Annotated in this window: 16 protein-coding genes; 11 read left to right on the top strand and 5 right to left on the bottom strand. The window is 71.9% G+C overall.

The genetic code is table 11. The features are described 5' to 3' along the window. Nucleotides 1–48 precede the first annotated feature (48 nt). The 9 genes from ACYVAK_RS13070 to ACYVAK_RS13030 are packed head-to-tail and all read left to right on the top strand — an operon-like array spanning nt 49 to nt 11,165. Nucleotides 49–759: a type II secretion system protein gene (locus tag ACYVAK_RS13070; protein ID WP_461061680.1), complete on the top strand. Its 711-nt coding sequence runs from the start codon at nt 49–51 to the stop codon at nt 757–759. Between the two features lie 28 nt (nt 760–787). After that, nucleotides 788–2,458: a pilus (MSHA type) biogenesis protein MshL gene (gene mshL, locus ACYVAK_RS13065; RefSeq protein WP_461061678.1), complete on the top strand. Its 1,671-nt coding sequence runs from the start codon at nt 788–790 to the stop codon at nt 2,456–2,458. 35 nt (nt 2,459–2,493) lie between these two features. Continuing rightward, a complete protein-coding gene (locus tag ACYVAK_RS13060; protein WP_461061676.1) occupies nt 2,494–2,973 on the top strand; it encodes a hypothetical protein in 480 nt (159 codons plus the stop codon). Further along, nucleotides 2,960–4,654, top strand: coding sequence for a GspE/PulE family protein (locus ACYVAK_RS13055; RefSeq protein ID WP_461061674.1), 1,695 nt, complete (start codon nt 2,960–2,962; stop codon nt 4,652–4,654). The genes ACYVAK_RS13060 and ACYVAK_RS13055 overlap by 14 nt, the downstream gene beginning before the upstream one ends. Continuing rightward, entirely contained in the window at nt 4,651–5,907 is a 1,257-nt protein-coding gene (locus ACYVAK_RS13050; protein ID WP_461061672.1) for a type II secretion system F family protein, read from the top strand. Before ACYVAK_RS13055 ends, ACYVAK_RS13050 begins: the two co-directional genes overlap by 4 nt. 13 nt (nt 5,908–5,920) lie before the next feature. After that, nucleotides 5,921–8,212, top strand: coding sequence for a hypothetical protein (locus ACYVAK_RS13045; protein ID WP_461061670.1), 2,292 nt, complete (start codon nt 5,921–5,923; stop codon nt 8,210–8,212). Next, on the top strand, nt 8,209–9,279 hold the full coding sequence (locus ACYVAK_RS13040) for a hypothetical protein (protein WP_461061668.1): 1,071 nt from the start codon (nt 8,209–8,211) through the stop codon (nt 9,277–9,279). Before ACYVAK_RS13045 ends, ACYVAK_RS13040 begins: the two co-directional genes overlap by 4 nt. Then, nucleotides 9,276–10,436 carry a hypothetical protein gene (locus ACYVAK_RS13035; protein ID WP_461061666.1) on the top strand — a complete coding sequence of 387 codons (1,161 nt, stop codon included), beginning with the start codon at nt 9,276–9,278 and terminating at the stop codon, nt 10,434–10,436. The genes ACYVAK_RS13040 and ACYVAK_RS13035 overlap by 4 nt, the downstream gene beginning before the upstream one ends. A 36-nt stretch (nt 10,437–10,472) precedes the next feature. Next, nucleotides 10,473–11,165 (top strand): type II secretion system protein, encoded by a 693-nt coding sequence (locus ACYVAK_RS13030; protein ID WP_461061664.1) that lies wholly within the window; start codon nt 10,473–10,475, stop codon nt 11,163–11,165. A gap of 12 nt (nt 11,166–11,177) precedes the next feature. Here ACYVAK_RS13030 and ACYVAK_RS13025 read toward each other — a convergent pair whose 3' ends face one another. The 3 genes from ACYVAK_RS13025 to ACYVAK_RS13015 all read right to left on the bottom strand — a co-directional run bounded on the left by ACYVAK_RS13025 (nt 11,178) and on the right by ACYVAK_RS13015 (nt 15,239). Beyond that, on the bottom strand, nt 11,178–12,872 hold the full coding sequence (locus ACYVAK_RS13025; protein WP_461061662.1) for a BTAD domain-containing putative transcriptional regulator: 1,695 nt from the start codon (nt 12,870–12,872) through the stop codon (nt 11,178–11,180). A gap of 97 nt (nt 12,873–12,969) precedes the next feature. Then, entirely contained in the window at nt 12,970–13,722 is a 753-nt protein-coding gene (locus ACYVAK_RS13020; protein ID WP_461061660.1) for a DUF6445 family protein, read from the bottom strand. Between the two features lie 2 nt (nt 13,723–13,724). Next, complete coding sequence (locus tag ACYVAK_RS13015; RefSeq protein ID WP_461061658.1) at nt 13,725–15,239, bottom strand: tryptophan halogenase family protein; 1,515 nt, start codon at nt 15,237–15,239, stop codon at nt 13,725–13,727. A 139-nt stretch (nt 15,240–15,378) separates the two neighbouring features. On the opposite strand from ACYVAK_RS13015, the gene ACYVAK_RS13010 reads away from it, so the two are divergent. Continuing rightward, the gene (locus ACYVAK_RS13010) at nt 15,379–16,335 is read left to right on the top strand and encodes an alpha/beta hydrolase (RefSeq protein WP_461061656.1); all 957 of its coding nucleotides are present in this window, start codon (nt 15,379–15,381) and stop codon (nt 16,333–16,335) included. 22 nt (nt 16,336–16,357) lie between these two features. Here the strand turns inward: ACYVAK_RS13010 and ACYVAK_RS13005 are convergent, their stop codons facing one another. Further along, nucleotides 16,358–18,721: a glycoside hydrolase family 31 protein gene (locus tag ACYVAK_RS13005; RefSeq protein ID WP_461061654.1), complete on the bottom strand. Its 2,364-nt coding sequence runs from the start codon at nt 18,719–18,721 to the stop codon at nt 16,358–16,360. Beyond that, nucleotides 18,718–21,066 carry an amylo-alpha-1,6-glucosidase gene (locus ACYVAK_RS13000; RefSeq protein WP_461061652.1) on the bottom strand — a complete coding sequence of 783 codons (2,349 nt, stop codon included), beginning with the start codon at nt 21,064–21,066 and terminating at the stop codon, nt 18,718–18,720. Before ACYVAK_RS13000 ends, ACYVAK_RS13005 begins: the two co-directional genes overlap by 4 nt. Before the next feature lie 144 nt (nt 21,067–21,210). On the opposite strand from ACYVAK_RS13000, the gene pulA reads away from it, so the two are divergent. Then, the gene (pulA, locus tag ACYVAK_RS12995; RefSeq protein ID WP_461061650.1) at nt 21,211–23,937 is read left to right on the top strand and encodes a pullulanase-type alpha-1,6-glucosidase; all 2,727 of its coding nucleotides are present in this window, start codon (nt 21,211–21,213) and stop codon (nt 23,935–23,937) included. The last annotated feature ends 41 nt before the right edge of the window (nt 23,938–23,978 follow it).

Here is a 23,978-nt window from a genome sequence, read left to right as displayed (position 1 = left end):
CGACGCGCCCCCCAGCCAAGGTCTTCCGGCCCGAGCCGCGCCGCCGGCGTGAGCCTGGTGGAACTCGCCGTGGTGCTGTCGATCCTCGGCCTGCTCGGCGTGGTCGTCGGCACCGGCCTCGGCGACGCGGCGCGCATGGGCGATCGCAGCAACGCGCGGGCTGACGCCGAACGCGCCCGCCAGGCCGTGCGCACGTTCGCGCTGCGCCACCACCGCCTGCCCTGCCCGGACCTGAGCGACTTCGGTGACGGCGCACGCGAGGGCCTGGCGGGAAGCTGCCCTGCCGGGATCCAGGTGGGCTGGCTGCCGTATGAAAGCCTCGGACTGACGCGACCCGACCGCGAGCAGCGCCTGCGCTATGCCGTGGCCCGCGCCGGCGGCGCCGACCTCGTGGCGCCGGCCACTCCCGGCGGAACGCTGGAGGGCAGCACGCCGTTCCGTGTCGCGCTGGCGGCCGCGGCGCGACGGCCCCGCGGCAGCGATCGCCCCTATCTGACCGGGCCGGGCACCGCGGCCTCGCCCGAGGACTGCGCCGCCGTGCAGTCCAACCCGGCGTTCGTCCTGGTCGCCCCGGTGCGCGATGCCGACGGCGCCGGTCCGGCGCACCCCGGCTTCGACGGCGTCAATGCGGGGATGGCCAGTGCGAGCCGACTCTGCATCGCCGCCCCCTCGCGCCCGGCCGATGCCCGATACGACGACGTGGTGCTGGCCGAGGGCGCGACCGCGCTGCTCGGCTGGTTGGCCGCGCAGACGCGATGAATCACGGAACCCACGACCGAGCATGAGCATGAGCCTTTTCCCTCCGAAGCACGCCCGCCGCAGCGCCACCGCCCTGGCCCTCGCGATCGCCGTCGCGACCCTTGGTGCCGGATGCAGCACCACGCCGCGCAGCGTGCGCGACCTGCCCGCCACCGATCCGACCGCGCTGCAGCAGCTGACCGGCAAGGTGGCCGGCGAGTCGGCCGCACTGGCCGAGGAGAACGCCCGGCTGCGCCGTGAACTCGAACGCGTGCAGCCCGCGCCGATGCCGGCGGCAGCGCTCGCGCCGGCGTACGACCCGCTCGAGAACCGCGTGGTCACCATCAACATGAGCGACGCGAACGTCAACGCGCTGCTCTGGGCGCTGGCCGAGCAGCTCGGCATGAACCTCATCATCGACCCGAGCGTCCAGGCCCGCGACCAGCGCGCCAGCCTGTTCCTGAAGGACGTGACGGCCCGCGAGGTGTACGACCACATCCTTGCCGCCTTCGACCTGCACGGCGAGACGCGCGGCGGCGCGCTGATCGTCGCCCCGATGCAGGAGCGCGTGTTCCAGCTGGACATGCTCAACAGCACCACCTCGCTCGAGATGAGCACCGGTGGCGACGTGTTCGGCGCCGGAAGCAGCGGTGCCGGCGGCGGCGGCGACTCCCTGCGCGGCACGCTGATCCTCGATGGCAGCGTCGGCAAGGAGAACGATCCCAACAAGCAGATCACGGCGGCGATCGAAGCGATCCTCAAGGACGAGGCGGGCGGCCGTGCCGCGACCGATCGCGAGGCGGCGCGGTACAGCCTCGACCCGCTGACCGGCACCTTGTTCGTGCGCGCCCGCCCCTCGCAGGTGCGCGCGATCGCGGGGGTGATCGAGCGCCAGCAGCGCATCCTCGGCCGGCAGGTCCTGGTCGAAGCCCAGTTGATCGACGTCCAGCTCAGCGACCGGTTCCAGTACGGCGTCGACTGGAACCTGCTGCGCGGCCGGGTGGCTGGCATCTACGGCGACGCGCCGATCCAGCTCGACCCGGTCTCCGGCGCCCTGCCTGGCGCGCGCGACAACACCCTCGACCGCCTGCTGACGATCCCGCGCCAGACGGTTGGCAGCCCGCTGGGCCGGGGCACCGGCCTCGCCTACGCCGGCGACACCTTCTCCGCCGCTCTGAACGCGCTGCGCGGCTTCGGCAACGTCAAGGTGCTGTCCAACCCCAGCCTCCGCGTCCGCAACGCCACGCCGGCCTACCTGAGCGTCGGCCGCAACATCCGCTACGTCAGCAAGTCCACGACCAGTTTCAGCAACCCCGGCGGCGGGGCCACCAACACCTCCTCCGACGTGCAGACCGAATCGCTGTTCGCGGGCGTGGTGATCGGCGTCGCGCCGCTGATCCACGACGACGGCAAGGTCGAACTGCTGGTGCACCCGATGCAGACCGACGTCGCCCCGGGAAGCCTCGAACTGGTCGAGGTCGGCGAAGGCAACGCCGTGACCCTGCCGGTCATCAGCTTCAAGGGCATGACGACCACCCTGAACCTGCGCGATGGCGACACCGTGCTGATGGGCGGCCTGATCGACCAGCAGACCGAGAACAGCGACCAGGGCATCCCCGGGGTCTCCGACGTGCCCGGCCTCGGACGACTGTTCGGATCACGCAGCCAGCAGCACGACAGCCGTGAGCTGGTGATGGTCCTGCGGGTGACCGTGCTGTGAGCCGGTGCATCGATCACCTCCGGCGCGCGCTGGGGATGGCGCTCATCGCCTCCGCGCTGTCCGGCGCCGCCCTGGCCGGCGCCCCGGCCGCGGCCGCACCGCCCACACCCGCCACCGGCGTGCCGATCGGCGACGTCGACGCGCAAGGCGTCGCCAGGGCGATCACCGCCGTCGAGCGCGCCCTGCGTGCCGACGACCTCGAGGCCGCCCGGGCGGGACTGGCCACGCTCGAGGCGCTGCTGCCGGCGCGCAGCCTCACCCTGCTGCGGATGCAGGCCTGGGTCGCGCATCGCGCCGAGGACGACATCGAGGCCACGGCACGCTACCGCGAGCTGCTGCAGCGCGTGCCCGGCGACCGCAACGCCAGCATCAACCTCGCCCTGCTCGAGGCCCGGCAAGGCGACATCGACGGCGCCAGCCGCCGCCTGGTCGCACTGCGCGCCAGCGCCGGCGAGTCCGCCGAACTCGCCGCGGCGATGGCCCATGTCGGAGCAACGCGCCATGGCCGCCGTTAACGCCGCACCCAACGCCGTGGCGGGCCAGGAGGCGCAGCGCCTCGGGAGGATCCTGGTCGAGCGCGGCCTGCTCAACGGGGCGCAGCTGCAGTACGCGCTGCAGAAACACGCGATCGAAGGGCAGCGTTTCGGCCGGCTGCTGGTGAAGCACGGCCTCGCCAGCGAGACGGCGATCGTGCGCGTCATCGCCGAGCTGCAGGGCATGCCGTTCACGCCGGTCGACACGCTGCCGCAGGCCGATCCGCAGGTGCTGGCGCTGTTCAACCGCGAACTCTGCCTGCTGCGTGCCTTCCTGCCGCTGCGCCGCGTCGACAACGCGCTCGAGGTGCTGCTCGGCGACGCCGACGCGGACGCCGTGGCGCAGCTGGTTCTGCAGCGCTCCGGCCTGCGCTGCCAGTTCGTCCAGGGCGAATTCACCCGCGTCGCCCAGCTGATCCGCTACACCTACTACTTCGCGCAGAATCCGGTGGAGTCGCTTCTCGAGCGCGAGCTCAAGCGTATCGCCGCCGACGTCGACCACGCCTACAGCCCGGAGAAGCTGCTCGACTACCTGCTGCACCTCGCGGTGCGCGAGCGCACCACCGACATCCACATCGCGCCGGCCGACGGCAGCATCCACGTGCTGTTCCGCGTCGACGGCGTGCTGCGCCCGATCCTCGCGATGCCGGCCTCGCTGCAACGCCTGCTCGGCTTCATCAAGCTGGCGGCCGAGATGGACATCTCCGAGCAGCGCCGGCCTCAGGACGGCAGCTTCCGGGCCACCGTGCTCGACAGCGCACTCACCGTGCGCGTCTCCACGCTGATCAGCGAGGGCGGCGAGCGCATGGTGATGCGCCTGCTGCCCGAGCACAGCGACCTCTCGGGCCTGGCGGAACTTGGCTTCTTTCCCGAGGACGTGGCCGGCCTCGAGCGCATGTTCGCGAAGCCCGCCGGCCTGATCCTCATCACCGGCCCGACCGGCTCCGGCAAGAGCAGTTCGCTGCATGCCGCACTGCGCATGCAGTCGCTGATCGAACGCAACGTGCTCACCGTCGAGGACCCGATCGAGTACCGGGTTCCCGGCGCCTGCCAGACCGAGGTCAACCGCCGCGCCGGCTACGAGTTCGGTTCGGCGCTGCGGCACTTCCTGCGCCACGACCCGGACGTGATCCTGCTCGGCGAGATGCGCGACGCCGAGACCGCACAGGCGGCGATCGAGGCCGCCGCCACCGGCCACCTGGTGCTGTCCACCCTGCACGTGTCCGGCGTTTTCGGCGTGGTGCCACGCTTGCGGCCGCTCGGGTTGGAGGCGCAGGTGATCGCCGACAACCTGCTGGCGGTAGTCAACCAGCGGCTCGTGCGGCAGAACTGCCCGCACTGCAGCGTCTCCGTGCCGTTCACCACCGCCGAGCGCACCTGGTTGGGCATCGACGACCCCGACGCCTGCGGCCGTCGCGGCGTTGGCTGCGAGCACTGCCGCGGCAGCGGCTACCGCGGCCGCCTGCCGGTATACGAGATCCTCGTGCTGGACGAGGCGATCGCCAACGCCATCGCCGACGACGCCGGCCGCGAGGCCGTGCGCACGCTCGCGCACGCGGCCGGCTTCACGGACATGACCCGCGTGGCCAAGCGCCGCGTCGCGCTCGGGCAGACCACGCCGGCGGAAGTGCTGCGAGTGGTGGGCGACGGGCCGGCCGCATGAACGTCTACTACTACCGCCTGCTGCTTTCGAGCGGCCGCACGAGGAGCGGCATCGCCCAGCTCGCGGTGGAGCAGGACGCCTCGGCACGGCTGTGGCTGGAAAAGAACTTCGAAGCCACCGTGGTGCAGCTCACGCGGCTTCCGGGCTGGCTGGCCCAGACCCAGCGCAGCCTCGCCCAGCTGGTGCGGCCGAACATCCGCCCGCCGGAGCTGGCGGGCATGCTGCGCGACATGGCGGTGATGACCAGCAGCGGCATCCCGGTGGTGGAGGCGCTGCGCGCCGTTGCGCAGGAGGTCGGCACCGGCCGCGCCTCGAACGCCGCGCGTGTCGCCCGCAACCTGATGGACGAGCTCGACGCCGGCGCGTCGATGAGCGAGGCCTTCGCACGCTATCCCGACACCTTCCCGGAGACCGTCCGCAACCTCGTGATGATCGGCGACGAGACCGGCAGCATGGACCTGATGCTGGCCGAGGCCGCCGACCACGTCGAGCGCGTGGCCAAGATGACCGCCGACACGCGGCAGGCCCTGATCTACCCGGCCTTCGTCTTCGCGTCGATCTTCGCGGCGGGCGCGTTCTGGATCTACTACGTGATCCCGAACCTCACGGGCCTGTTCAAGCAGATGAACGCGAAGCTCCCACCCCTGACGGTGGCGGTGATCGCCTTCTCGGAATGGTTCACCGCCAACGTCGCTTCGATCCTCCTGGGCCTGGTCGCGGTCGCCTTCGCGCTCTGGGTGACCTGGCGGCACAGCCGCGCGTTCCGCCGCGCCGTCCACAACCTGCTGCACCGGTTGCCCATCGCGAAGACCGTGATGAACTCCGCCGGCCTCGCCTTCCTCACCGAGTACCTCGCCCTGCTGATCCGCGCGGGCGTCGACATGGTGAGCAGCCTGAAGGTGATGGAGCGCGCGATGCGCGACGAGTACTACCGCGAGCGCGTCGTGGCGATCCGCCAGGTGCTCGAACGCGGCGACCGCGTGTCGTCGGCGATGCGCCAGGTGGGCGGCTTCCCGCCGATGCTCGTGCGCATGGTCTCGGTCGGCGAGGACACGGGCACGCTCGACCAGCAGCTGTCGCGGCTCTCGGGCGAGTACAGCCTGCGCCTCCAACGCCTGATCGCGAACCTCTCGGAAATCATCAAGCCCGTGGTCGTCCTGCTCGCGGGCGGCCTGTTCATCCTGCTCATCGTCGCGCTGCTGCTGCCGGTCTACGACCTGGTGAAGCAGGCGATGTCCTCCCCCCAGTTCTGACCGGAGGCCCGCCATGCGTCCGTCCTTCCATGCCATCCCCACGCCGGCGTCCTGCCGCGGCCCGATGCAGCGCGCCGCGGGCATCGGCTTGCTGCAGGTGCTGGTGCTGCTGGTGCTGCTCGGTGGCGCGATCGTCGCGGGCTTCACCCTGCTGCGCGCGGAGCGCCCGGTACGCGATGCCGTCGACCAGGCGATCGCCCTGCGCTGGGCCGACGAAGCCCTCGTGGCCTACGCCGCCGCGAACGCCCACCTGCCCTGCGCCGTCGCGACGCCGACCAGCGCCGCGAGCGACTGCGTGGCCCCGGGGAGCAAGGGCTGGCTTCCGCTGCGCGCCCTCGAAGCCGTGCATCCGGGCGGCACGCGGCCCGGCGCGCCGCTGCGCTACACCGTCTTCCGCGGCGAGGGCGAGGCCGATCTCGCGACCGCGAGCAACGCCTTCAGTCCGCACCGTTGGGATCGGACCGCGCATTCGCTCGATCCGATCAACGGATTGGACTTCTGCGCCAAGCTCGGCGAGGCGGCCCAACAGACCGCCAGCACGGTACGGATGGACCGCGCGCGGACGCGCGACGCCGGCGGCGCGACCGTCAACGTCGCCTACGCACTGGCGGCGCCGGGCCCCACGCCCGGCGACGCCGGCGGGCGCTTCGACGGCGTGAACCAGGGCGCCGATGCCGCCATGGAATCGCCGTCGCGCGGCGCGGACGAGCGCTACGACGACCGCACGCGGGCGCGCGACTTCGCCTCGCTGGCGAGGACGCTGGGCTGCGGCACCGTCGATGCGCGTTCGCCGGGTGGCGTGAGCCTGGCCGCGCTGGACCTCATGGCGCTGGCGGTGGACGTCAACGACGAAGTCGTCGAGCAGCACGAAGGCAACGTCGAGGACACCACGCTGGCCGTGGCGATGGCCTCGGTGTCGACCGCCTTCGCCGGGATCGCCGTGGCGCTCGGCGGCGCCAGCATCGCGAACTCCGTGTCCACGCTGGCCACCGCATCGGCACAGCTGAGCAGTGCCATCGCGTCCTGCGTCGTGCTCGTCGGCTGCGGGCTGATCCCGCCCTACACCGCTGCGGTGACCGCGGCGGGCGTCGCCATCGGCCTGGCCTCCGGGGCCACCGCCCTGTATGCCGGCGCGCTCGTGCCGACATCGATGGCACTGGCTACGACGATCGAGGCCCGCGACATGGCCCAGCAAGGCCTTCCGAGCGCGAGCATCGACATCAGCGCCGCCACCGAGCGCACCTGCACCGGCGCGGAGGGCGGCTGGGTGACCCAGGTCGTCAACGGCAGCGGCGTGCTGGTGACCGTCGACCCGCCGGTGTGGCGTGACGGCCTGCGGCAGGAGGCCGAGGCCACGGCCGCGGAACTCGCCGCGCTCCAGCTCGACATCACCCAGAACCGCGACCGCATCACCCGGCTCGAGCAGATCCCGTCGGTGGAGCTCATCGACTACCCGCCGCCCCCGGTCCGCCAGCAGAACGAATCCGACGCCGCGTGGAACGCCCGCTACCAGGCCTGGCTCGACACCCGCGCCCAGCAGGAGACGATGCTGCAGGCCAAGCTGGAGGCGATCCGGGCCGCGATGACCGCGAAGTTCGCGGCGGAGACGCAGGAGCAGACGGTCGAGAACCTCGACAAGGAACTGGCGGCCATCACCACCTCGGTGACCGAGCTGCGGGTGCAGATCGCCTTCTGCTCGGGCATCGCGGCCGGCGACGTCGTCGGCCAGCGGCGCTGCGCGGCGCAGCGCGAGGCCCTGCGGGGGCTGGAGACCTGCGACGCGGACGTCATGACCGCCGACCAGGTCCGCGAGCGCCAGTGCCTCCCGTGGAAGACGCAGGACCTCGCCGACGCGCGCGCCGCCCTCGCGACGGCCCGCGATACCGCGACCTGGGCGGAGCTGACGGCCGTGGGCCATCCCCAGCCGCCGATCAAGAACTACATCACCAACACCGGCTGGTTCCTTGGCCCTTGGGACTGCAACGTGTTCGGCTGGTGCGATCCACTGATCGTCTGGAACCAGTCCGACAACGACAAGCGCGAGACCTATGCGAAGACCGTCTACAAGTCCTTCGGGCTCGAAGCCGCGCTGGCCGAGAAGCAGTCGGAGTTCGACGAGAAGCAGACCGCCTACGAGGCCGCGCGGGCGCAGTGCGAGACCCTGCGGGCCCTGAACCCCGGGGGCGGCGCCAGCGGCACCGAGATCCCGCCGGCCTGGGTCGGCGCGAACGCGATCATGACGGCGGCCAACTGCCGTGGGGCGACCGGCGCGGTCCAGCCGGGCACCTGCGGGGGCACGCCATGAGGCGCGCGGCCCCGACCCGCGGGGGCGGCTGGTCGCTGGTGGAAATGGCGGTCGTGCTCGTCGTCCTCGGCGTGCTCGGCGTGGTTTTGATGCGTTTCCTGCCGCTGGCACCCCGGGTCGCCGCCGGCGACCTCGCCGCGAGCGAACTCGCCCAGGCCGAGCAGGCCCTCGTGGGCCATGTCCTCGTGCACGCCCGACTGCCCGCTCCCGTGATCGAGAACGGCGTGGGCGTCCTGCCGGTGGAGGCGCTCGGACTACCTGCGTCCTTGCGCATGCGCTACCAGGTGCAGCCCTCCCTGACCGTGTCACCGGGTGACGGCTTCGCCCCGCTGCTGCCCCCGGTGGTCGGCGTGACGCCGGCCACCCCCACCGAGCCCGGGAACGTCAATGGACTGGACTTCTGCATGGCGCTCAAGGCCGCCAACGGCCTCAGCCTGGTCGGCATGGAGGGGATCCCGACCGCGTTCGCGCTGATGCACGGCGGGCCCGCGGGCCACGACGGCCTGGCCGGGGCGGCCTTCGCGCTGCCGGGCAGCACGCAGGCGGGGGAGCGCCGGGTGCGCGCCGTGGGCCCGGGCGAATTCGCCAGCCGGTTGGCCTGTCCGGACCGCGTGGCGCAGGTGCACGGCGCGGCGCGCGCGGCCTATGCGGCCTACGATCTCGCCCGCGTCGCCCGCCAGTACGACGAGTTCCGCACCTTCGCCATCCAGGTCGCGGAGATGAACGAGGCCAATGCGCGGACCAACGAGATCTTCGCGGGATTCGACGTGGCGTACGGCGTCTTCCTCGAGGCGGTCGCGATCCTCCAGGAGATCGCCGGCTGGCCGCCCGACGCCCTGGCCATCGCCACCGGGATCGCCTCGCACGTCACCGCCACCGCCCAGCTCGCCATCGCCATCAACAATCTCGTCAGCGCCGTCCAGGAGCGCGAAGAAGCCCAGGCCAGCGTGGTGACGGCGCGTAGCCAGAGCGCCGCCGCGCGGACCAACCTCGATCGGATGGAGGCGCTGGCCGCGGGGTCGCTGGCCGACGCCACCGCCCTGGACCAGGCAGGACTGCAGCCATGAACCACTCCGCCACCACCGCCCGCCGCGCCCGCGGAGCGTCGCTCGTCGAGCTTGCCGTCGTCCTCGTGGCCATCGGTCTCGTCACCCTCCTGCTGCTGCGCTTCCTGCAGGTCGCCGCCCGCGACCGCGAGGACGTCGCCGGCCGCGACCTGTTGCAGCGCGCCGACGACGCGTTGCTGGCCTTCGCCATGGTGAACGCACGGCTGCCGTGCCCGGCCAGCGGCAGCAGTGGCCTGGAGGACTGCGCCACCGGGCAAGTCGGGCAGCTGCCCTATCGCACGCTTGGCCTGCCGGACGCCAATGCGCGCTACCTCCGCTACGGGGTGTTGCGGCGCCCCGCCAGCCGGAAGCAGGACGCCGATCTCGCCCAACGCCTCGACCGGTTCGACCCGCTGCAGGTGATCGCCGGTGGCGTCGGCACCGAATTGCCGGTGGGCCATCGCAACGGACTCGACCTCTGCTGGGCGCTGCGCAGCGCCGCGGAAGCCCCCGCCGACACCGGCTTCCTGCACGTGGCGCGCCCCGATGCACCGTCGACGCTCGGCGCCCACGTCGCCTATGCCCTTGCCCTCCCCGCGCCCGGCGAGACCTTCGGCGGCCACCAGGCCACCAGCAACCCGGTGTTCGATTCGCCGCGGCGGCCCGCGAGCCCGTTCCACCGCGACCGCGTCCTCGCCGTCGGTCTCGACCAGCTGTGGACGCGCATGCGCTGTGGCGACAACCTTGCCGCCGCCTCGCATGCGCACTTCAACACCGCTGCCGCGATCAGCGTCATGCACACGGCGCTGGTCGACTACAAGAGCCAGCTCGCGATCGCCGAGAAACTGGCGCAGGCCAACGTCGAGAACGGCGCCGCGGCCTCGCTTTCCGGCGTGGCGGGCGTGGCGGGCGCGGCCGGGGACGTCGCCGACACGGTGTCGGAAGGATTGGCCAGCACGGGCATCGTCTCCTACCGCATCGCCCTTGGCGCCGTGGCGACGGCCGCCGCCGTCGCCGTCACCGCCACCGCATTCGCCCTCGTGGCGACCGCCGCGATCTCCAAGGATGCCGCGTCCGAAGCCTACCGCGACGTCGATCCGCACATCGACCGCGCCGCCGCCCTCGAGCCCAGCGTCCTCGAACACGCCCGGGCCGCCGACGCCGTCGGCCTCTACTGACGCCGGCCCGCCGCCCCCGCAACGGAACCCTCGACCATGCGACACACCCGCCGAACGCCGCATCCCTCACCGGGCTTCACCATCGTCGAGATGTCGGTGGTGCTGGTGATCATCGCCCTCATCGTCGGCGCCGCGTCGGTGGGCCGCGACCTGTACCGGAGCGCGCAGGCCGAGCGCCTGACCGCCGAATTCGTGCAGGGTTGGCTGCTGGCCTACGAACAGTTCGTGGCCGGTACGGGCAGCGTGCCCGGCGACGACTTCGACAACCCCACGGGTCTCGTGGAAGGCAGCCTCGGGACGTTCCTCTGCGGCGTCGACCTGCAGAACGCGATGCTCGGCGCCGGCGTGACCTTGCCGTCAGGCCGCGGCGAAGGGCTGGCCGACCGCGCCGTCTACCAGGACCAGCGTGGCATCCCGCACGAGGTCCGCGTCTGCATCGGCAGCACCGCCTGGTCGGAGCCATTCGGCAGCGTCGGCAACTACGCCGCGCGGCCGCGCAACGTGATGCGGTTCGAGGGGCTCACGCCGTCCCTCGCGACGCTGATCGACGCGAAGGTCGATGGCCGCGTGGACGCCCGCCACGGCCGCTTCCGCGAGGCTGGACTGCAGGACGACACCACCGCGCTCGGCGCGCCCTGGAGCCTGCAGGACGACGACACGCTCGCCGGAGGGGCGAACCCGGATGCGCAGGTCGCCGAGGTCACCGGCCTGCTGCGGATGGACCGCTAGGCCACGGCCGGTTCAGTCGTCGCGCCCGAGTCGGAGCACGCAGTCACCGACCGCGACGACATCCCCCACGGCGAGACGGGCGTCGATGATCGGCAGGCCATTGACGCAGGTGCGGTTGGTGGCCCCCAGGTCGCGGAGGCGGTAGCCCTCGGCCTCGCGCCAGACCACGCAGTGGTGCCGCGACACGGTGCGGCGCGGCAACTGCAAGTCGGCATCCGGCGAACGTCCGACGACGACCGGGGCCTCGGCCACGCCCACGCGCTTGCCACGATCGACCCCCTCGATCACCGTGAGCCACGCGGACGCCTCCTCGGCATCGCCCGGCGGCCGCGGGGCCTCGTCCAGACGCAATGTCAGGAGCTCGAGACCGATCCGCGCCGGGACACCCGCGAGCGTTGCGGGCCGCCCGTCCTCGGCAACGACTTCACCCGCGCACTCGCCTTCGCGCCCCAGTTGCCAGACCCGCGGTGGATGCTCGACGCCCGGCAGGCTGCCGGCCGGCAGCGGATGCAGGGCAAAGGCCTCGTAGAGGTCGGGAAACAGGGACCCGCAAACCAGTACGGTGCCCGGGAGCGCATGGTCGAGCAGGGTTGCGGCGGCGTCGGGATTGCCCAGCGGCATCGCGGTGCCCGTCCCCTGCCATTGCACGAGCCCGGGGCAGAGCGCCGCGGCGACCCGTCCGTCGAACGCGCTGGCCAAACCGGCGGCGATCCGCGCCGCATCGATGGCCGCTGCGCCCATCGTCCCTGGCGGCCCGCCGGCCGGCACGCCGAGCCACAGCGCGGCCGGGCGGGCCGACAGCACGAGCGCGCCCGCGGCGCGGGCGCGGAGGGCCACTTCGTTGGCAGCGGCCTCGACCATGTCGTCGGCCGCGTGGAGACGGCAGGCGATGCCGCACACCCACTGCCGCGGCCCGACGAACGCGGCGACGGGCGCCAACGGCAACGCGCCGGCACCGCCGCGCGAGGCGGCCTCCACCACGTCACGGAAACCCGAGAGTGCCGCCGACGGCACGCCACCCAGCTCGGCGGCCAGCATCGCCGCATGGCGATCGTAGGCCGCCAGCGCCTCGTCGAAGCGGCCGTCGGCCGCCAACGCCGCCATCCACTGCCGCTGCACGCCCTCGTCCCACGGGTCGAGCGCAACCAGGCGCCGGGCGATGGCGATCGCCGCCGTCGGCCGGCCCGCCGCCGCGTGCGCTTCGAGGGCCAGGCGCAGCGCACGCGCACTGATCATCGCCAGCCGCGAGCGCTCCATCTGCAACCACGCCGAGAATCGCGGGCAATCGTCGAACACGAGGCCGGCGAGGAACTCGCCGCCGCCGTCAGGGCCGGCACACGGCAACGCCAGCAGCGCCTCGGTGTCGGCCGTGTCGACCGCGCGGGCCAGGGCCAGCACGTCGATCGCCACCCCGGGCCGCGCCACGAGCCCGACGTCGTCGCGACCGGCGACCAGCCATCCAGCACCACCGCAGGCGTCGAGCACGCGATGCAGGTTGGCCAGCACCTGGCGGAGATTGGTGCGTGCCGATGCGGGCGGCAGATCCGGCCAAAGCAGTTCCGCGAGCTGTTCGCGCGGATGGCGTCGCCCTCCCTCGAGGACGAGGTAGCCGAGCAAGGCCCACGCCTTCCTGTATTGGATTCCCGGCCCGGCGTCGCTCGCGCCGTGGCGCAAGCGACGCTCGCCCAGCAGCTCCACCCTCAGCATGTCCTTCCTCCGCTCACCCGGTGGGGCGCCCGGCGCCCTCGCGCACCGCTCCCTGCGGACGCGGCTCCATTCTGCCAAACCGTCGACCGACCGACGCCTAGCGCGCGCGCCGACGGCAGGTGAAGAACCCGTTGATCGTCAGCCGGCCGACGGCGGGATCGTCGCTGAGGCGCTCGGGGTGGGCGATGTCGCCACTGTGGAACACGGTGCCGGAGTAGACGATCAGGCGGTTGAAGGCGGCCGGTACGCTGGCCACTTTCTCGAACCAGCCGTTGCTGCCGGTCAGGTAACCGGGCGCCACGCCGTGCTTCGCGCTGAACTCGGCGGGCGTCAGGCGCGATGAGTCCTCGATCATCGGCAACAGCTCGGCGAGCGCCCGCTTCGGCCGGTAGAACGCGGTGCCGCCCAGCATCGGATCATCGAAGAGATAGAGCACGGAGGCCGCGACCGACTGCTCCGGCGCGGTCGCCAGCTGGTCGACGTGCGGCTGCCATTGCCAGGGCATCAGGCTCTCGGGCGCGCGCGTCACCATCGACAGCCGGGCGTAGAAGCGCTCGGTGCGCCGGCCGTCGAAGCTGGCCCGGAAACGCTCGTCGAAGTAGGCGCCGAGGCCGGCGGCAACGGGTTCCGGCAGCCGCAACTCGGGGCCCGGAAAGGCGTTGTGCGGGGCATCGCGGAAGGCCGGCCGCGCCGCGACCGCGAACGCGCGCCAGGCCTCGGGGTTCTCGAGCGCGCCGTCGACGACGTGGCAGACCGGCACGCCGTCCACGGCCAGCACGCGGGCTTCCGCCCTGGGGGAAAACCGCAAGGCCGGCCACGACGGCGTCGGTGCGCCGTCGCCACGGTCCATGGTCACGCCGCCATCGGCGCGGCACAGTGGCGCGCGATGAACTCCTGGTGCGTCGGCATGGCGTGCACGCAGTTGGCGATCACGCCGCGCACGGCCTCGACGTGGCGCACGGCCTCCTCGGCGGGGATCGCATCGACCAATGCGTGGTAACCCCTCGGCATCCAGCGCTGGCCGATCAGCACCTGGATCCACGAGGGTTCGGCGAAGAGCTCGTCGTTCTGGCGGAAGACGCGGCCGTTCGAGCGGAAAAGGTCCATCTTGCGCTTCAGCGACTCCGGCACCCCCATCGTCCGCACGTGGTTCCAGAACGGCGTGTCGGTGCGCTCCGTCGCGTGGTAGTGCGCGATCAGGAAGTCGCGGATCGAGATGAACTCGTCGGCCGAATGGCGGTTGAACTCGGCGATGTCCGTGGCGTCGAAACCGGCGTGCGGGAAGAAGGCCGTCAGGCGCGCGATCGCCGACTGGATCAGATGGATCGAGGTCGACTCCAGCGGTTCCATGAAGCCGCTCGACAGGCCGACCGCGACGACGTTCTTGTCCCAGAACTTCTTCCGCATGCCGGTGGTGAAGCGCAGGATCTTCGGGTCCATCAGCGGCTTGCCTTCGAGCCGCGTCAGCAGCTTGGCGCAGGCCTCGTCCTCGCTGATGTGCGCGTTCGAGAACACGTAGCCGTTGCCGACGCGATGCTGCAGCGGGATGCGCCACTGCCAGCCCGCCTCCTGCGCGGTCGAGCGCGTGTACGGCGTCAGCGGGCCGGCACTCTCGCACTGCAGGGCGGCGGCACGATTGGCCGGCAGCCAATGGGTCCAGTCCTCGTAGCCGGCCTTCAGCGTCTGCTCGATCAGCAGGCCACGGAAGCCGGTGCAGTCGACGAACAGGTCGCCGGCGATGCGCTGCCCGCTCTCGAGCTCGATCGACGCGACGAACCCGTCCTCCGGACGCTGGTGCACGGCCTTGACCTTGCCCTCGATGCGCTTGACCCCGCGCTTCTCGGAATAGGCGCGCAGGTACTTCGCGTAGAGGCCGGCATCGAAGTGGTAGGCATAGCCGAGGTCGGCGAGCGGCGAGTTCGGCCGGTCGCGCAGTGCCGGCATGAACTTGTTGGCGCGGCCGGCGGCCGTGCAGATCGAGTAGTCGTCCATGTGGCCGGCACGGCCGAGCTGGCGCGCCTTGAGCCAGTAGTGGTGGAACGACACGGTGCCGAGGTCCTGGCCGATCCTGCCGAAGCCGTGGATGTAGCTGTCGCCCACCTGGCCCCAGTTGACGAACTCGATGCCGAGCTTGAAGGAGCCCTTGGTGTTGCGAATGAAGTCCGCTTCGTCGAGTTCGAGCGCCTGGTTGAACAGCTTGATCATCGGGATCGTCGCTTCGCCGACGCCGACGGTGCCGATCTCCTCGCTCTCGACCAAGGTGATCGAGTACGTGGGGCCCAGCACCTTGGCGAGGGCCGAAGCACTCATCCAGCCGGAGGTGCCACCGCCGACGATGACGATGGATTGGACGCGGGTGTCGCTCATGGTGGCGCGGATCCTGTGCAGGCACGGCGGCGCCCCCGCGCCGATCCGTGAGGCGCTAACGTTTAACCGAGCGCGCCGGGCCTGTCCACGTGAATACGGTTCCGGCGCCGTGAAGACCCTTCACCGGACGGAGACCCCGATGCCCCGCGCCCTGCCTGCCCTCGCCTTGCTGCTCGGATTCGCCCTGCCGGCCGGGGCCACGGCGCCAGCGGCCGACGCGCCGCCGCTGCCCGTCGTCGCCTCGGGACGCATCGATCGCTTCACGCTCCCCGCCGAGGGCCCCGTGGCGGCGCGCCCCGTCGACGTCTGGCTGCCGCCGGGGTATCCGGACGCGGCGCCCTACGCCATCGCCGTGATGTTCGACGGCCAGATGCTGTACGACGCCGGCACCACCTGGAACCGCCAGGAGTGGCGCGCGGACGAGACCGCCGCTGCCTTGCAGGCGGCCGGACGCACGCGCCCCTTCATCGTCATCGGGGTGTGGAACGCAGGTGCCGCACGGCATGCGGAGTACTTCCCGCAGCGGCCCTTCGACGCCCTGCCCGCCGACGTGCGCGACGCGCTCCGCCACGGCGCGAGGCGCGGCGAGGCGCCGCTGTTCAGCACGGACCTCTACAGCGACGCCTTCGTCGCCTGGCTCACCGATCGCCTGCTGCCCGAGGTGACCTCCCGCTATGCCGTCTCGTCCATGGCCGAGGACCGCGTGCTGATCGGCGCCAGCATGGGTGGCCTGATTTCGACTTACGCCCTGACGGAGCGCCCGGCGGCCTTCGGCGGTTTCGGGGCGATGTCGACGCATTGGCCGGGCCTCTTCCCCGAGGCCGACAATCCCGTGCCTCCGGCGTTTTTCGCCTACCTGCGCGAACACTTGCCCGCCCCGGGCCGGCACCGCCTCTACTTCGACCACGGTGATGCGACGCTGGACGCGCTCTACCCGCCCCTGCAGGCCGAGGTGGATCGCATCGCTGTCGCGAAAGGCTGGGCCTTCCCGGCATATCGCAGCCTCGCCTTCCCCGGTGCCGATCACTCGGAAAACGCCTGGGCGGCGCGCTTGGACGGGGTGTTCACCTTCCTGCTGCCGCCGCGCGCGGACTGAGTCTCGCGGCGACCGCCGCCGGTCAACACGCGGGCAGCGGGCGCCCCCCTTCGTCCTCGAAACGGCGCTCGCGTGGCGAGGCCTCCGTCCGGCCCTCGATCGTCTCGACGGCGACGCAGGCCACCCCGCGCGCCGTGCGCAGGGTCGCCCGCTGGCGCAGGAAGGCGCCGTCGCGATAGGCCATGGACTCGCCGTCGTCGTCGTACAGCGTGCCGGTGGCCCGGCCCTCGGCGTCGGGGAAGGCGCGGAACACGATCGGCTGCGCGGCCATCTCACCGGTGTGCTGCACGACAGGCTGCATCGCGATGATCGAGCCCGCACGCACGAAGATCGGCAGGCGCGCCACCGGCGCATCGACCTTGTGGGTCTTGCCGCCTTCGAGGCGCGCGCCGGTGTGGAAGTCGATCCACGCCCCCTTCGGGAAATAGACGTCCCGCGAGGTCGCCGCCTCGACGAGCACCGGCGCGACCAGCAGGTCGGTGCCGACGAGGAACTGGTCGCCGCGGCCGTGCGTCTGCGGGTCCTCGGGGTATTCGAGCATCAGCGGGCGCATCACCGGCAGGCCCGTGCGGCTGGCGTCCTCCACCGCGGTGTAGAGGTACGGCAGCAGGCGGTAGCGCAGCTCGATCGTGGCTTTGTTGATGCGCGTCCACGGCTGGCCGAAGGACCACGGTTCCTGGTCGGGCGTGGCCTGCTCGGTGTGGCCGCGGAAGAAGGGCGAGAACAGCGCGGCCTGCAGCCAGCGGGTGAACAGCTCGCCGGACGGGTAGCCCGAGAAGCCGCCGACATCGGCGCCGATGAAGGGGAAACCCGACAGACCGAAGTTCAGCAGCATCGGGATCGACTGCTGCAGCGAGGCCCATTCGGCGCGGTTGTCGCCGGTCCACACCCAGGCATAGCGCTGGCCGCCGGCGAAGGTCGCGCGAGTCAGAACGAAGGGGCGCTCGTTCGGCTTCAGCGCCGTGAGGCCCTCGAAAGTCGAGCGCGTCATCTGCATGCCGTAGAGGTTGTGCACTTCGGCGTGGTCGGTGGGCTGGCCCTCGTGGTCGAAGCGCACGTCGTCGGGCATGGTGTTGGCCGGCGGCACCCACACGGCCGGTTCGTTCATGTCGTTCCAGATGCCGGCGATGCCGATGTCGGTGAACATCTGGTGCTGCCGCCCCCACCACGCGCGCGTGGCGGGACGGGTGAAGTCGGGGAACACGCTGTTGCCCGGCTTGTTCGGCGCGTTGATCGGCCAGACCGGCCCTTCGAACAGGGTGCCGTCGGGGTTCTTGACGAAATGGTCGCCGGCCACGCCCTCGTCGAAGATGCGGTAGCCCGGCTCCTTGGTCGGATGCGGATCGAGGATCAATACGGTGCGGAAGCCCTGCGCGCGCAGGTCGGCGACGAGCTTCGCCGGATCGGGGAAGCGTTCGGCACTCCAGGTGAAGGGCTTGAACTCGTCCTGGTAGTCGATGTCGAGCCACAGCGTGTCGGCCGGCACCTGCTCCTGCCGGAACGTGTCGGCCAGCCGGCGCACGCGTGCCTCGGGGGTGTAGCTCCAGCGGCTCTGGTGGTAGCCCAGCGCCCAACGCGGCGGCAGCGGCGCGCGGCCGGTGAGCTGGGCGTAGCGCCGGACCACGTCACGCGGATGCGGACCCGCCACGATGTAGTAGTCGAGCTCGCCGCCATCGGCGCCGAAGCTCAGCAGGCCGCGGCGCTCGCGGCCGATGTCGAAGCTGCTGCGGTGCGTGTTGTCGAGGAACACGCCATGCGCGCGGCCCTCGCGCAGCACGAGGTAGAAGGGCACCGAGGCGTAGATCGGATCGGTGGAATTGTCGTAGCCGTAGGTGTCGCTGTTCCACATCACGTAGTGGTAACCGCCCAGCGACCAGCCGCGCTTGTTGAAGGCGCCGTTCTTCTCGCCGAAGCCGTAGACGTTGTCGGTGTCCCGCAGGGTCGTCCACGCGCGCACGGCCGACCCGTCATGGGCCATGCCGCGCCCCGGGTCGTCGGCGTGGATCACGCGGCCTTCGGCGTCCTTGATCACGAGGCGGAAGGGCGCGGCCTGCACCTCCACGCGCAGGGCGGCGGTGGCGATCACGCTGCCCGCGGCCGTGGTGTCGAAGCGGAAATCCTGTGCGCCGAGCTGGCGATCGACGACGGTGTCGCTGTGGTCACGACCGAAGGCCGTCGGCGAGTAGCGAACGCGGACCACCTCGGGGGCGAGCACGCTGATGGCGACATGCTCGGAACGGCCGCTGTCCGCGGCCGCGGTGAAGGTCACGGTGTTCCCCTCGCGCTGCACCTGCGGCAGCGATTCAAGGTGCCGCCACTGGGCGCCGGCGAGTGCCGGCACGAGCGAAAGCGTGACGAGAGCGAGCGAGCGGAGGCGCGGGATCATGGCGTGTCCTTGTCGGTGTCGGCCGGCGCCAGCAGTAGCGCGGCCGACGGTTGCGGCTGGCGGTCGAGGCCGCCGGATTCGATGAAGCGCTCGAGCACATCGCGCCCTTGGCGGATTGCCCAGCCCCCTGCGGGCGGGGTGGGCTCAGCGGCCAAGGGCCACGGGGTCGGCGGCGCCGGGATTGGCAGGTCGATGAGGAGTGGCGCGTCGTGCACGACCACGACCCGCGACTCGTGGGCGGCCAGCGCGCCCCCCAGCGACAGCCGGAGCGGCTGCTTGCGAGGCGCGAACGCCCAGCGTTGGCGACCGTCACGCTGCGTCACCGTGAATCGCAACGGCTCGCCGTCCCCCATCGGCAGCACGGCATCGATGTCGGTCCAGGCGGCGGGCAGCGCGGGCGCCAGCGCCACCACCCCATCGAGCAGGCGGGGCCGCACGCCGAGATAGTCCTGCACCGCGTTGCGAACGAACTCCGCCGTGCTCCAGCTCTGCGCGTAGGTGCCGGACGGGCGCACGCGACCGTCGTCGTCGAGCGTGGCATCGGCCAGTTCGGCGAGGTGTCCCGGGGCATCGTCCTCGAGGACCTGCCGGGCCAGTTCGCGGGTCACGCGGTAGGCGGTTTCCTGCTGGCCGAAACGCGCGAGGGCCGTGATCGCCGGACCGGCGGTCCACTGCCAGACGGTGCCGTTGTGGTAGGCGGCATCTTTGTGGTGATGCGCATCATCCACGTGCTTCGGATGGAAGCGCGGATCGTCGGGCGCGAGGGACAGCGGGCCGCGCGGAAGCAGCAGCGCGGCCGCGGTGTCGCGGGACACGGCTTCCTCGATGTCTGGCGACAGGAAGCGGTCACGCGAGGGCAGCGGCAGCACCGAGACCGCCATCCACGCGTTCGGGCGGACGCTGGTGTCGACCCGCCCATCGGGCAACAGGCGGTCGGCCAGTCGTCCATCGTTCCAGAAGCGCTTTTCGACCGCGGCGCGCACCCTCTCGGCCATGGCGCGATAGCGCAGGCCCGCCGTGTGGTCGCCGTGGCGTCGCTCGAGGTCGGCGCCGATCACCAGCACCGCATGCCAGAGGGCCTGGATCTCGATGGCGCGATCGCCGCGCGGCGACCAGCCGCGACCACCGCGGATCCGCGCATCCATCCAGGTGTCGGCCTCGGCATGCCGCAGCAGGCCTTCGCCGTCGAGGTGCGGCTCGGCACCGGCCGCGTAGTCGCGGATGACGTCGCGAAGCATCGCGAGGTGCCGCGTCTCGCCGGTGGCCTGAGCGAATTCCCACGCCGAACGGATCAGCCAAGGCGTGCCATCGACCGTGTTGTAGAGCGTGTCGCTGGCCGCCGCGACGCGGTTCGGCACGCGGCCCTGCTCAGGGCCGGCCGCTGGGTTCTGCCAGCGGGTGAAGTTGGCGATCACCGCCTCGGCACGCGCGAACTCGCCGGTGACGAGATGCGTGCCCGGCAGCGCGATGAAGGTGTCGCGGCCCCAGTTGTCGCGGAACCAGGGCAGGCCGGCCCACAGGCCAGGCCCGAACTCGTCGGTGCGGAACGTCGCGTTGCTGGCCACGGCCCAGGGGAAGGCGGCGTCGAAGGGGGCGTCGCCGGTGCGGAGCCGGAGCGAACCCAACGCCGCCTGGCGCCGCGCGAGTCCAGCGATCCAAGGGTCGCCGTCGACACCGGCCTCGGCGTGCAGTTCCGCGAGCGTGGCCGCCGCGCCTTCGGGCGTGGGGCCGAAGGCGAGGTGGACGGTCAGCGTCGACACCGGCACGTCGGGCTCGACGACGACGACGTCCATCGTGTCCTCGGCGCCCACGGCCCGACGCAGTGCGGCATCCGCCGGCATGCGACGCACCGGCACGCTGGCGGCGAACGCCGGCACCTCGCCGTCGCGTTCCGTCACCAGCAGGAGCGCGGCACGACGTCCGGAGCCCGCATCGGCACACAGGGACACCGCGGTGTGTCCAGCCTGCAGCTGCAGGGCCTCGACGCTGCCGTCCGGATGGCGCACCTCATGCCCCCAGGGGCGCAAGGTGTCGCTTTCCGCGGCCTCGCGGGGTCGCAGCATGCCATCGACCAGCAGGGCGAAGCCGCGAAGCAGCGAACGGTCCCCGGGGCCGGTCCAGGCGTGCATCCGGTAGCCGCTGCCGCCCAACGACGCGTAGGCGCGTGCATCGAGGTCACCGCGGTGCTGGTCGCTGGCGACGATGCGCTGGCCGCGGCCCTCCGGCCCCCCCTCGGCGCGAAGGCGGAGCGCGGGGGCGTCGCCCCCGGGCGCGCAGCGCGATTCCACGGCGTGCGCCAGGGACGACACGCCCAGCAGCCCCACCAGCGTGATGCATCGCAGCATATCCAGACCGTTCCTTCGAACCGATCGTGAGCGTAGCGAGTGCCCATCGCGCGCGACGGGCACGCATACGTATGCATGGCGAGGCGCCGGCCGGGCCGGCCCGCTCGGCCTAGGATGCAGGCCTGCCTGCCCGATGGACCTCGCATGCTGCTTCGCACCACCGCCTTCGTCGCCCTCGCCCTCGTCGCGAACCCTGCACACGCGATGCCGCCGCCCGACACGCGTCCCTCCGAGTGCGCGGTGCACGCCGGCAGCACGGTGATCCATCCCTGGTCCGACGCGCTCCCCGCCCACCAACGTGCCGCGTGGCTCAATGCCACGCAGTTGCGCTGGGCCGCGCCGGCGGAGGCCGCGAGCGTGGTGCTGCTGCGCGCACCCAGCCCGCACCTGCGGCTCGTTCCCGGTGCCGAACCCGAGGGCAACACCCACCGCCATGCACTGAGCCCGATCCGGCTTCGCAGCACCGAGGCCCGCTTCAGCCACGTGCCGGGCGCGACCTTCGCGCTGTCGACCCCGCTGCCGCACGAGGCTTGGCGCGAGACGCTCATCGTCGCGGCGCTCGATGCCCAAGGCCGGGTGCTCGACGCGACCGGCCTGCAGAACGCCGGGGCGCTCGACGCGGTGTTCGCCCCCGAGGCGAGGGACGCCGCACTCGGCGCCACGATCGAAGGGGGTGCGACCCGTTTCGCCCTGTGGGCGCCCACGGCGACGAACGTCTCCCTGTGCCTGCTCGCCGACGGCGAGGACGACGCCCAAGGCAGGACGCCGTCCATCGCCGCGCACTGGATGGGCGCCGACCTGGCCAGCGGCGTCTGGACGCACCGCATCCCCACCGACCTGCGGGGGCGTCGTTACGCCTTCCTCGTCGACGTGCTGGTGCCGGGCGTGGGCCTGGTCCGCAACCGCGTCACCGACCCGTACGCGCTGGGCTTGAACGCGGACTCGCAGGCCTCCGTCGTGCTGGATCTCGAGGACCCGGCGACGATCCCCGACGGCTGGTCCGACGACCGCCGCCCCGACACCGTCCAGGGCAACACCGACCTCGTGGTCTACGAGCTGCACGTGCGTGATTTCTCGCGCGACGATGCGACGGTGCCCGAGGCGCACCGGGGCAGCTACCTCGCCTTCACCCACGGCGACACCGCAGGCATGCGGCACCTGCGTGCGCTGGCCGCCGCCGGCCTCACCGACGTGCACCTGCTGCCCACCTACGACCTCGCCACGGTGCCAGAGCGCGACTGCGTCGTCCCGGCACTGCCCACCGGCGAGGGGCCCGCGGGCGAAGGCGCACAGGCCGCGATCGGCGCCGTGCGCGAACGCGACTGCTACAACTGGGGCTACGACCCGTGGCACTTCAACGTGCCCGAGGGCAGCTACAGCACCGCGCCCGACGATGCGGCCTCGCGCGTCCGCGAGTTCCGCGCGATGGTCCAGGCGCTGCACAAGGCCGGTCTGCGCGTGGGCCTCGACGTCGTCTACAACCACACCATGGCCAGCGGCCAGGACCGGCAATCCGTGCTCGACCGCGTCGTGCCGGGCTACTACCACCGGCTGAACGCGCAAGGCACGGTCGAAACCTCGACCTGCTGCCCGAACACCGCCACCGAGGCCACGATGATGGCCAAGCTGATGATCGACTCGGCGGTCATCTGGGCGCGCGACTACCGCATCGATTCCTTCCGCTTCGACCTGATGGGCCACCAGCCCAGGGCGGCGATGCTCGACCTGCAGCGCGCCGTCGATGCCGCGACGGGACGCCGCATCCATCTGCTCGGGGAAGGCTGGAACTTCGGCGAAGTGGCGAACGGTGCGCGCTTCCCGCAGGCCGCGCAGGGCGTGTTGAACGGCACGGGCATCGCCACCTTCAGCGACCGCCTGCGCGACGCGGCGCGTGGCGGCCGGGCCGGCGATCGCGGCGCGGCCCTGCACGCGCAGGGCTGGCTCTCCGGCCTTCACCACGCGCCCAACGCGGCCAATGCCGCGCGTCCAAAGGCAGAGACCGAAGCGGAACTGCGCGGCGCCGAAGCGCTGATCCGCGTCGGCCTCGCCGGCACGCTCACCGATGTCCAAACCTTCGATGCCGACGGCGTGGTCAAACCGCTGCGCGACATCCGCTACGGCGACGGACCCGCCGGTTACGCCAGCCAGCCGACCGAGGTCGTCAACTACACGGAGAACCACGACAACCTCACGCTGTTCGACAGCAATGCGCTGCGCCTGCCGCTCGATACCCCGCGCCATGAGCGGGCGCGCGTGCAGGTGCTCGGCAATGCGCTGGTGCTGCTGGCGCAGGGCGTGGCCTACCTCCACGCCGGGCAGGAGCTGATGCGCAGCAAATCGCTCGACCGCAACAGCTTCAATTCCGGCGACGCCTTCAACGCCGTGGACTGGACCGGCGAACGCAACGCCTTCGGCACCGGCCTGCCGCCGGCATGGGACAACGAGGACAGCTGGCCGCAGATGCGCCCCGTGCTCGCCCGCGCCGACGAGCTGCGACCGCGCGCCGAGGACGCGGCCTTCGTCAACGCGTGGACGCAGGCCCTGCTGCGCCTGCGCCGCGACGAACCCTTGCTGCGCCTGACGACGAGCGAGGCCGTGCAGGCCGCGCTGCGCTTCGTGCCCGTCGACGGCGAGCCCGGACTCGTGGTCGCGCACCTGGACGGCCGCGCCCTGCCGGCCACGCACCCGGCCCATGGCCGGGAGCTGGTCTACGCACTCAATGCCGACCCGGCGGCCCGCCACGCCGTGATCGGGTCGCTCGGCGATGGCTGGCGTTCGCACCCAACTCTCGATGGGCTCGCCGAGGCCACGCTCGATGCCGGCGGGCGCCTGTCGGTCCACGGCCGCAGCGTCGCGGTTTTCGTGCGTTGATCAACCGTCCGCGCCATGACGGCCCATGAATACGTTTTCAC

The organism is Silanimonas algicola (assembly GCF_054777375.1).
This window is presented reverse-complemented; position numbering and strand designations above follow the sequence as displayed.

What these genes read in the sequence shown, in the direction of transcription:
- mshL (WP_461061678.1), top strand. Translation starts at nt 788, where the DNA reads ATGAGCCTTTTCCCTCCGAAGCACGCCCGCCGCAGCGCCACCGCCCTG.
- ACYVAK_RS13060 (WP_461061676.1), top strand. Translation starts at nt 2,494, where the DNA reads ATGGCGCTCATCGCCTCCGCGCTGTCCGGCGCCGCCCTGGCCGGCGCC.
- ACYVAK_RS13055 (WP_461061674.1), top strand. Translation starts at nt 2,960, where the DNA reads ATGGCCGCCGTTAACGCCGCACCCAACGCCGTGGCGGGCCAGGAGGCG.
- ACYVAK_RS13050 (WP_461061672.1), top strand. Translation starts at nt 4,651, where the DNA reads ATGAACGTCTACTACTACCGCCTGCTGCTTTCGAGCGGCCGCACGAGG.
- ACYVAK_RS13045 (WP_461061670.1), top strand. Translation starts at nt 5,921, where the DNA reads ATGCGTCCGTCCTTCCATGCCATCCCCACGCCGGCGTCCTGCCGCGGC.
- ACYVAK_RS13040 (WP_461061668.1), top strand. Translation starts at nt 8,209, where the DNA reads ATGAGGCGCGCGGCCCCGACCCGCGGGGGCGGCTGGTCGCTGGTGGAA.
- ACYVAK_RS13035 (WP_461061666.1), top strand. Translation starts at nt 9,276, where the DNA reads ATGAACCACTCCGCCACCACCGCCCGCCGCGCCCGCGGAGCGTCGCTC.
- ACYVAK_RS13030 (WP_461061664.1), top strand. Translation starts at nt 10,473, where the DNA reads ATGCGACACACCCGCCGAACGCCGCATCCCTCACCGGGCTTCACCATC.
- ACYVAK_RS13025 (WP_461061662.1), bottom strand. Translation starts at nt 12,872, where the DNA reads ATGCTGAGGGTGGAGCTGCTGGGCGAGCGTCGCTTGCGCCACGGCGCG.
- ACYVAK_RS13020 (WP_461061660.1), bottom strand. Translation starts at nt 13,722, where the DNA reads ATGGACCGTGGCGACGGCGCACCGACGCCGTCGTGGCCGGCCTTGCGG.
- ACYVAK_RS13015 (WP_461061658.1), bottom strand. Translation starts at nt 15,239, where the DNA reads ATGAGCGACACCCGCGTCCAATCCATCGTCATCGTCGGCGGTGGCACC.
- ACYVAK_RS13010 (WP_461061656.1), top strand. Translation starts at nt 15,379, where the DNA reads ATGCCCCGCGCCCTGCCTGCCCTCGCCTTGCTGCTCGGATTCGCCCTG.
- ACYVAK_RS13005 (WP_461061654.1), bottom strand. Translation starts at nt 18,721, where the DNA reads ATGATCCCGCGCCTCCGCTCGCTCGCTCTCGTCACGCTTTCGCTCGTG.
- ACYVAK_RS13000 (WP_461061652.1), bottom strand. Translation starts at nt 21,066, where the DNA reads ATGCTGCGATGCATCACGCTGGTGGGGCTGCTGGGCGTGTCGTCCCTG.
- pulA (WP_461061650.1), top strand. Translation starts at nt 21,211, where the DNA reads ATGCTGCTTCGCACCACCGCCTTCGTCGCCCTCGCCCTCGTCGCGAAC.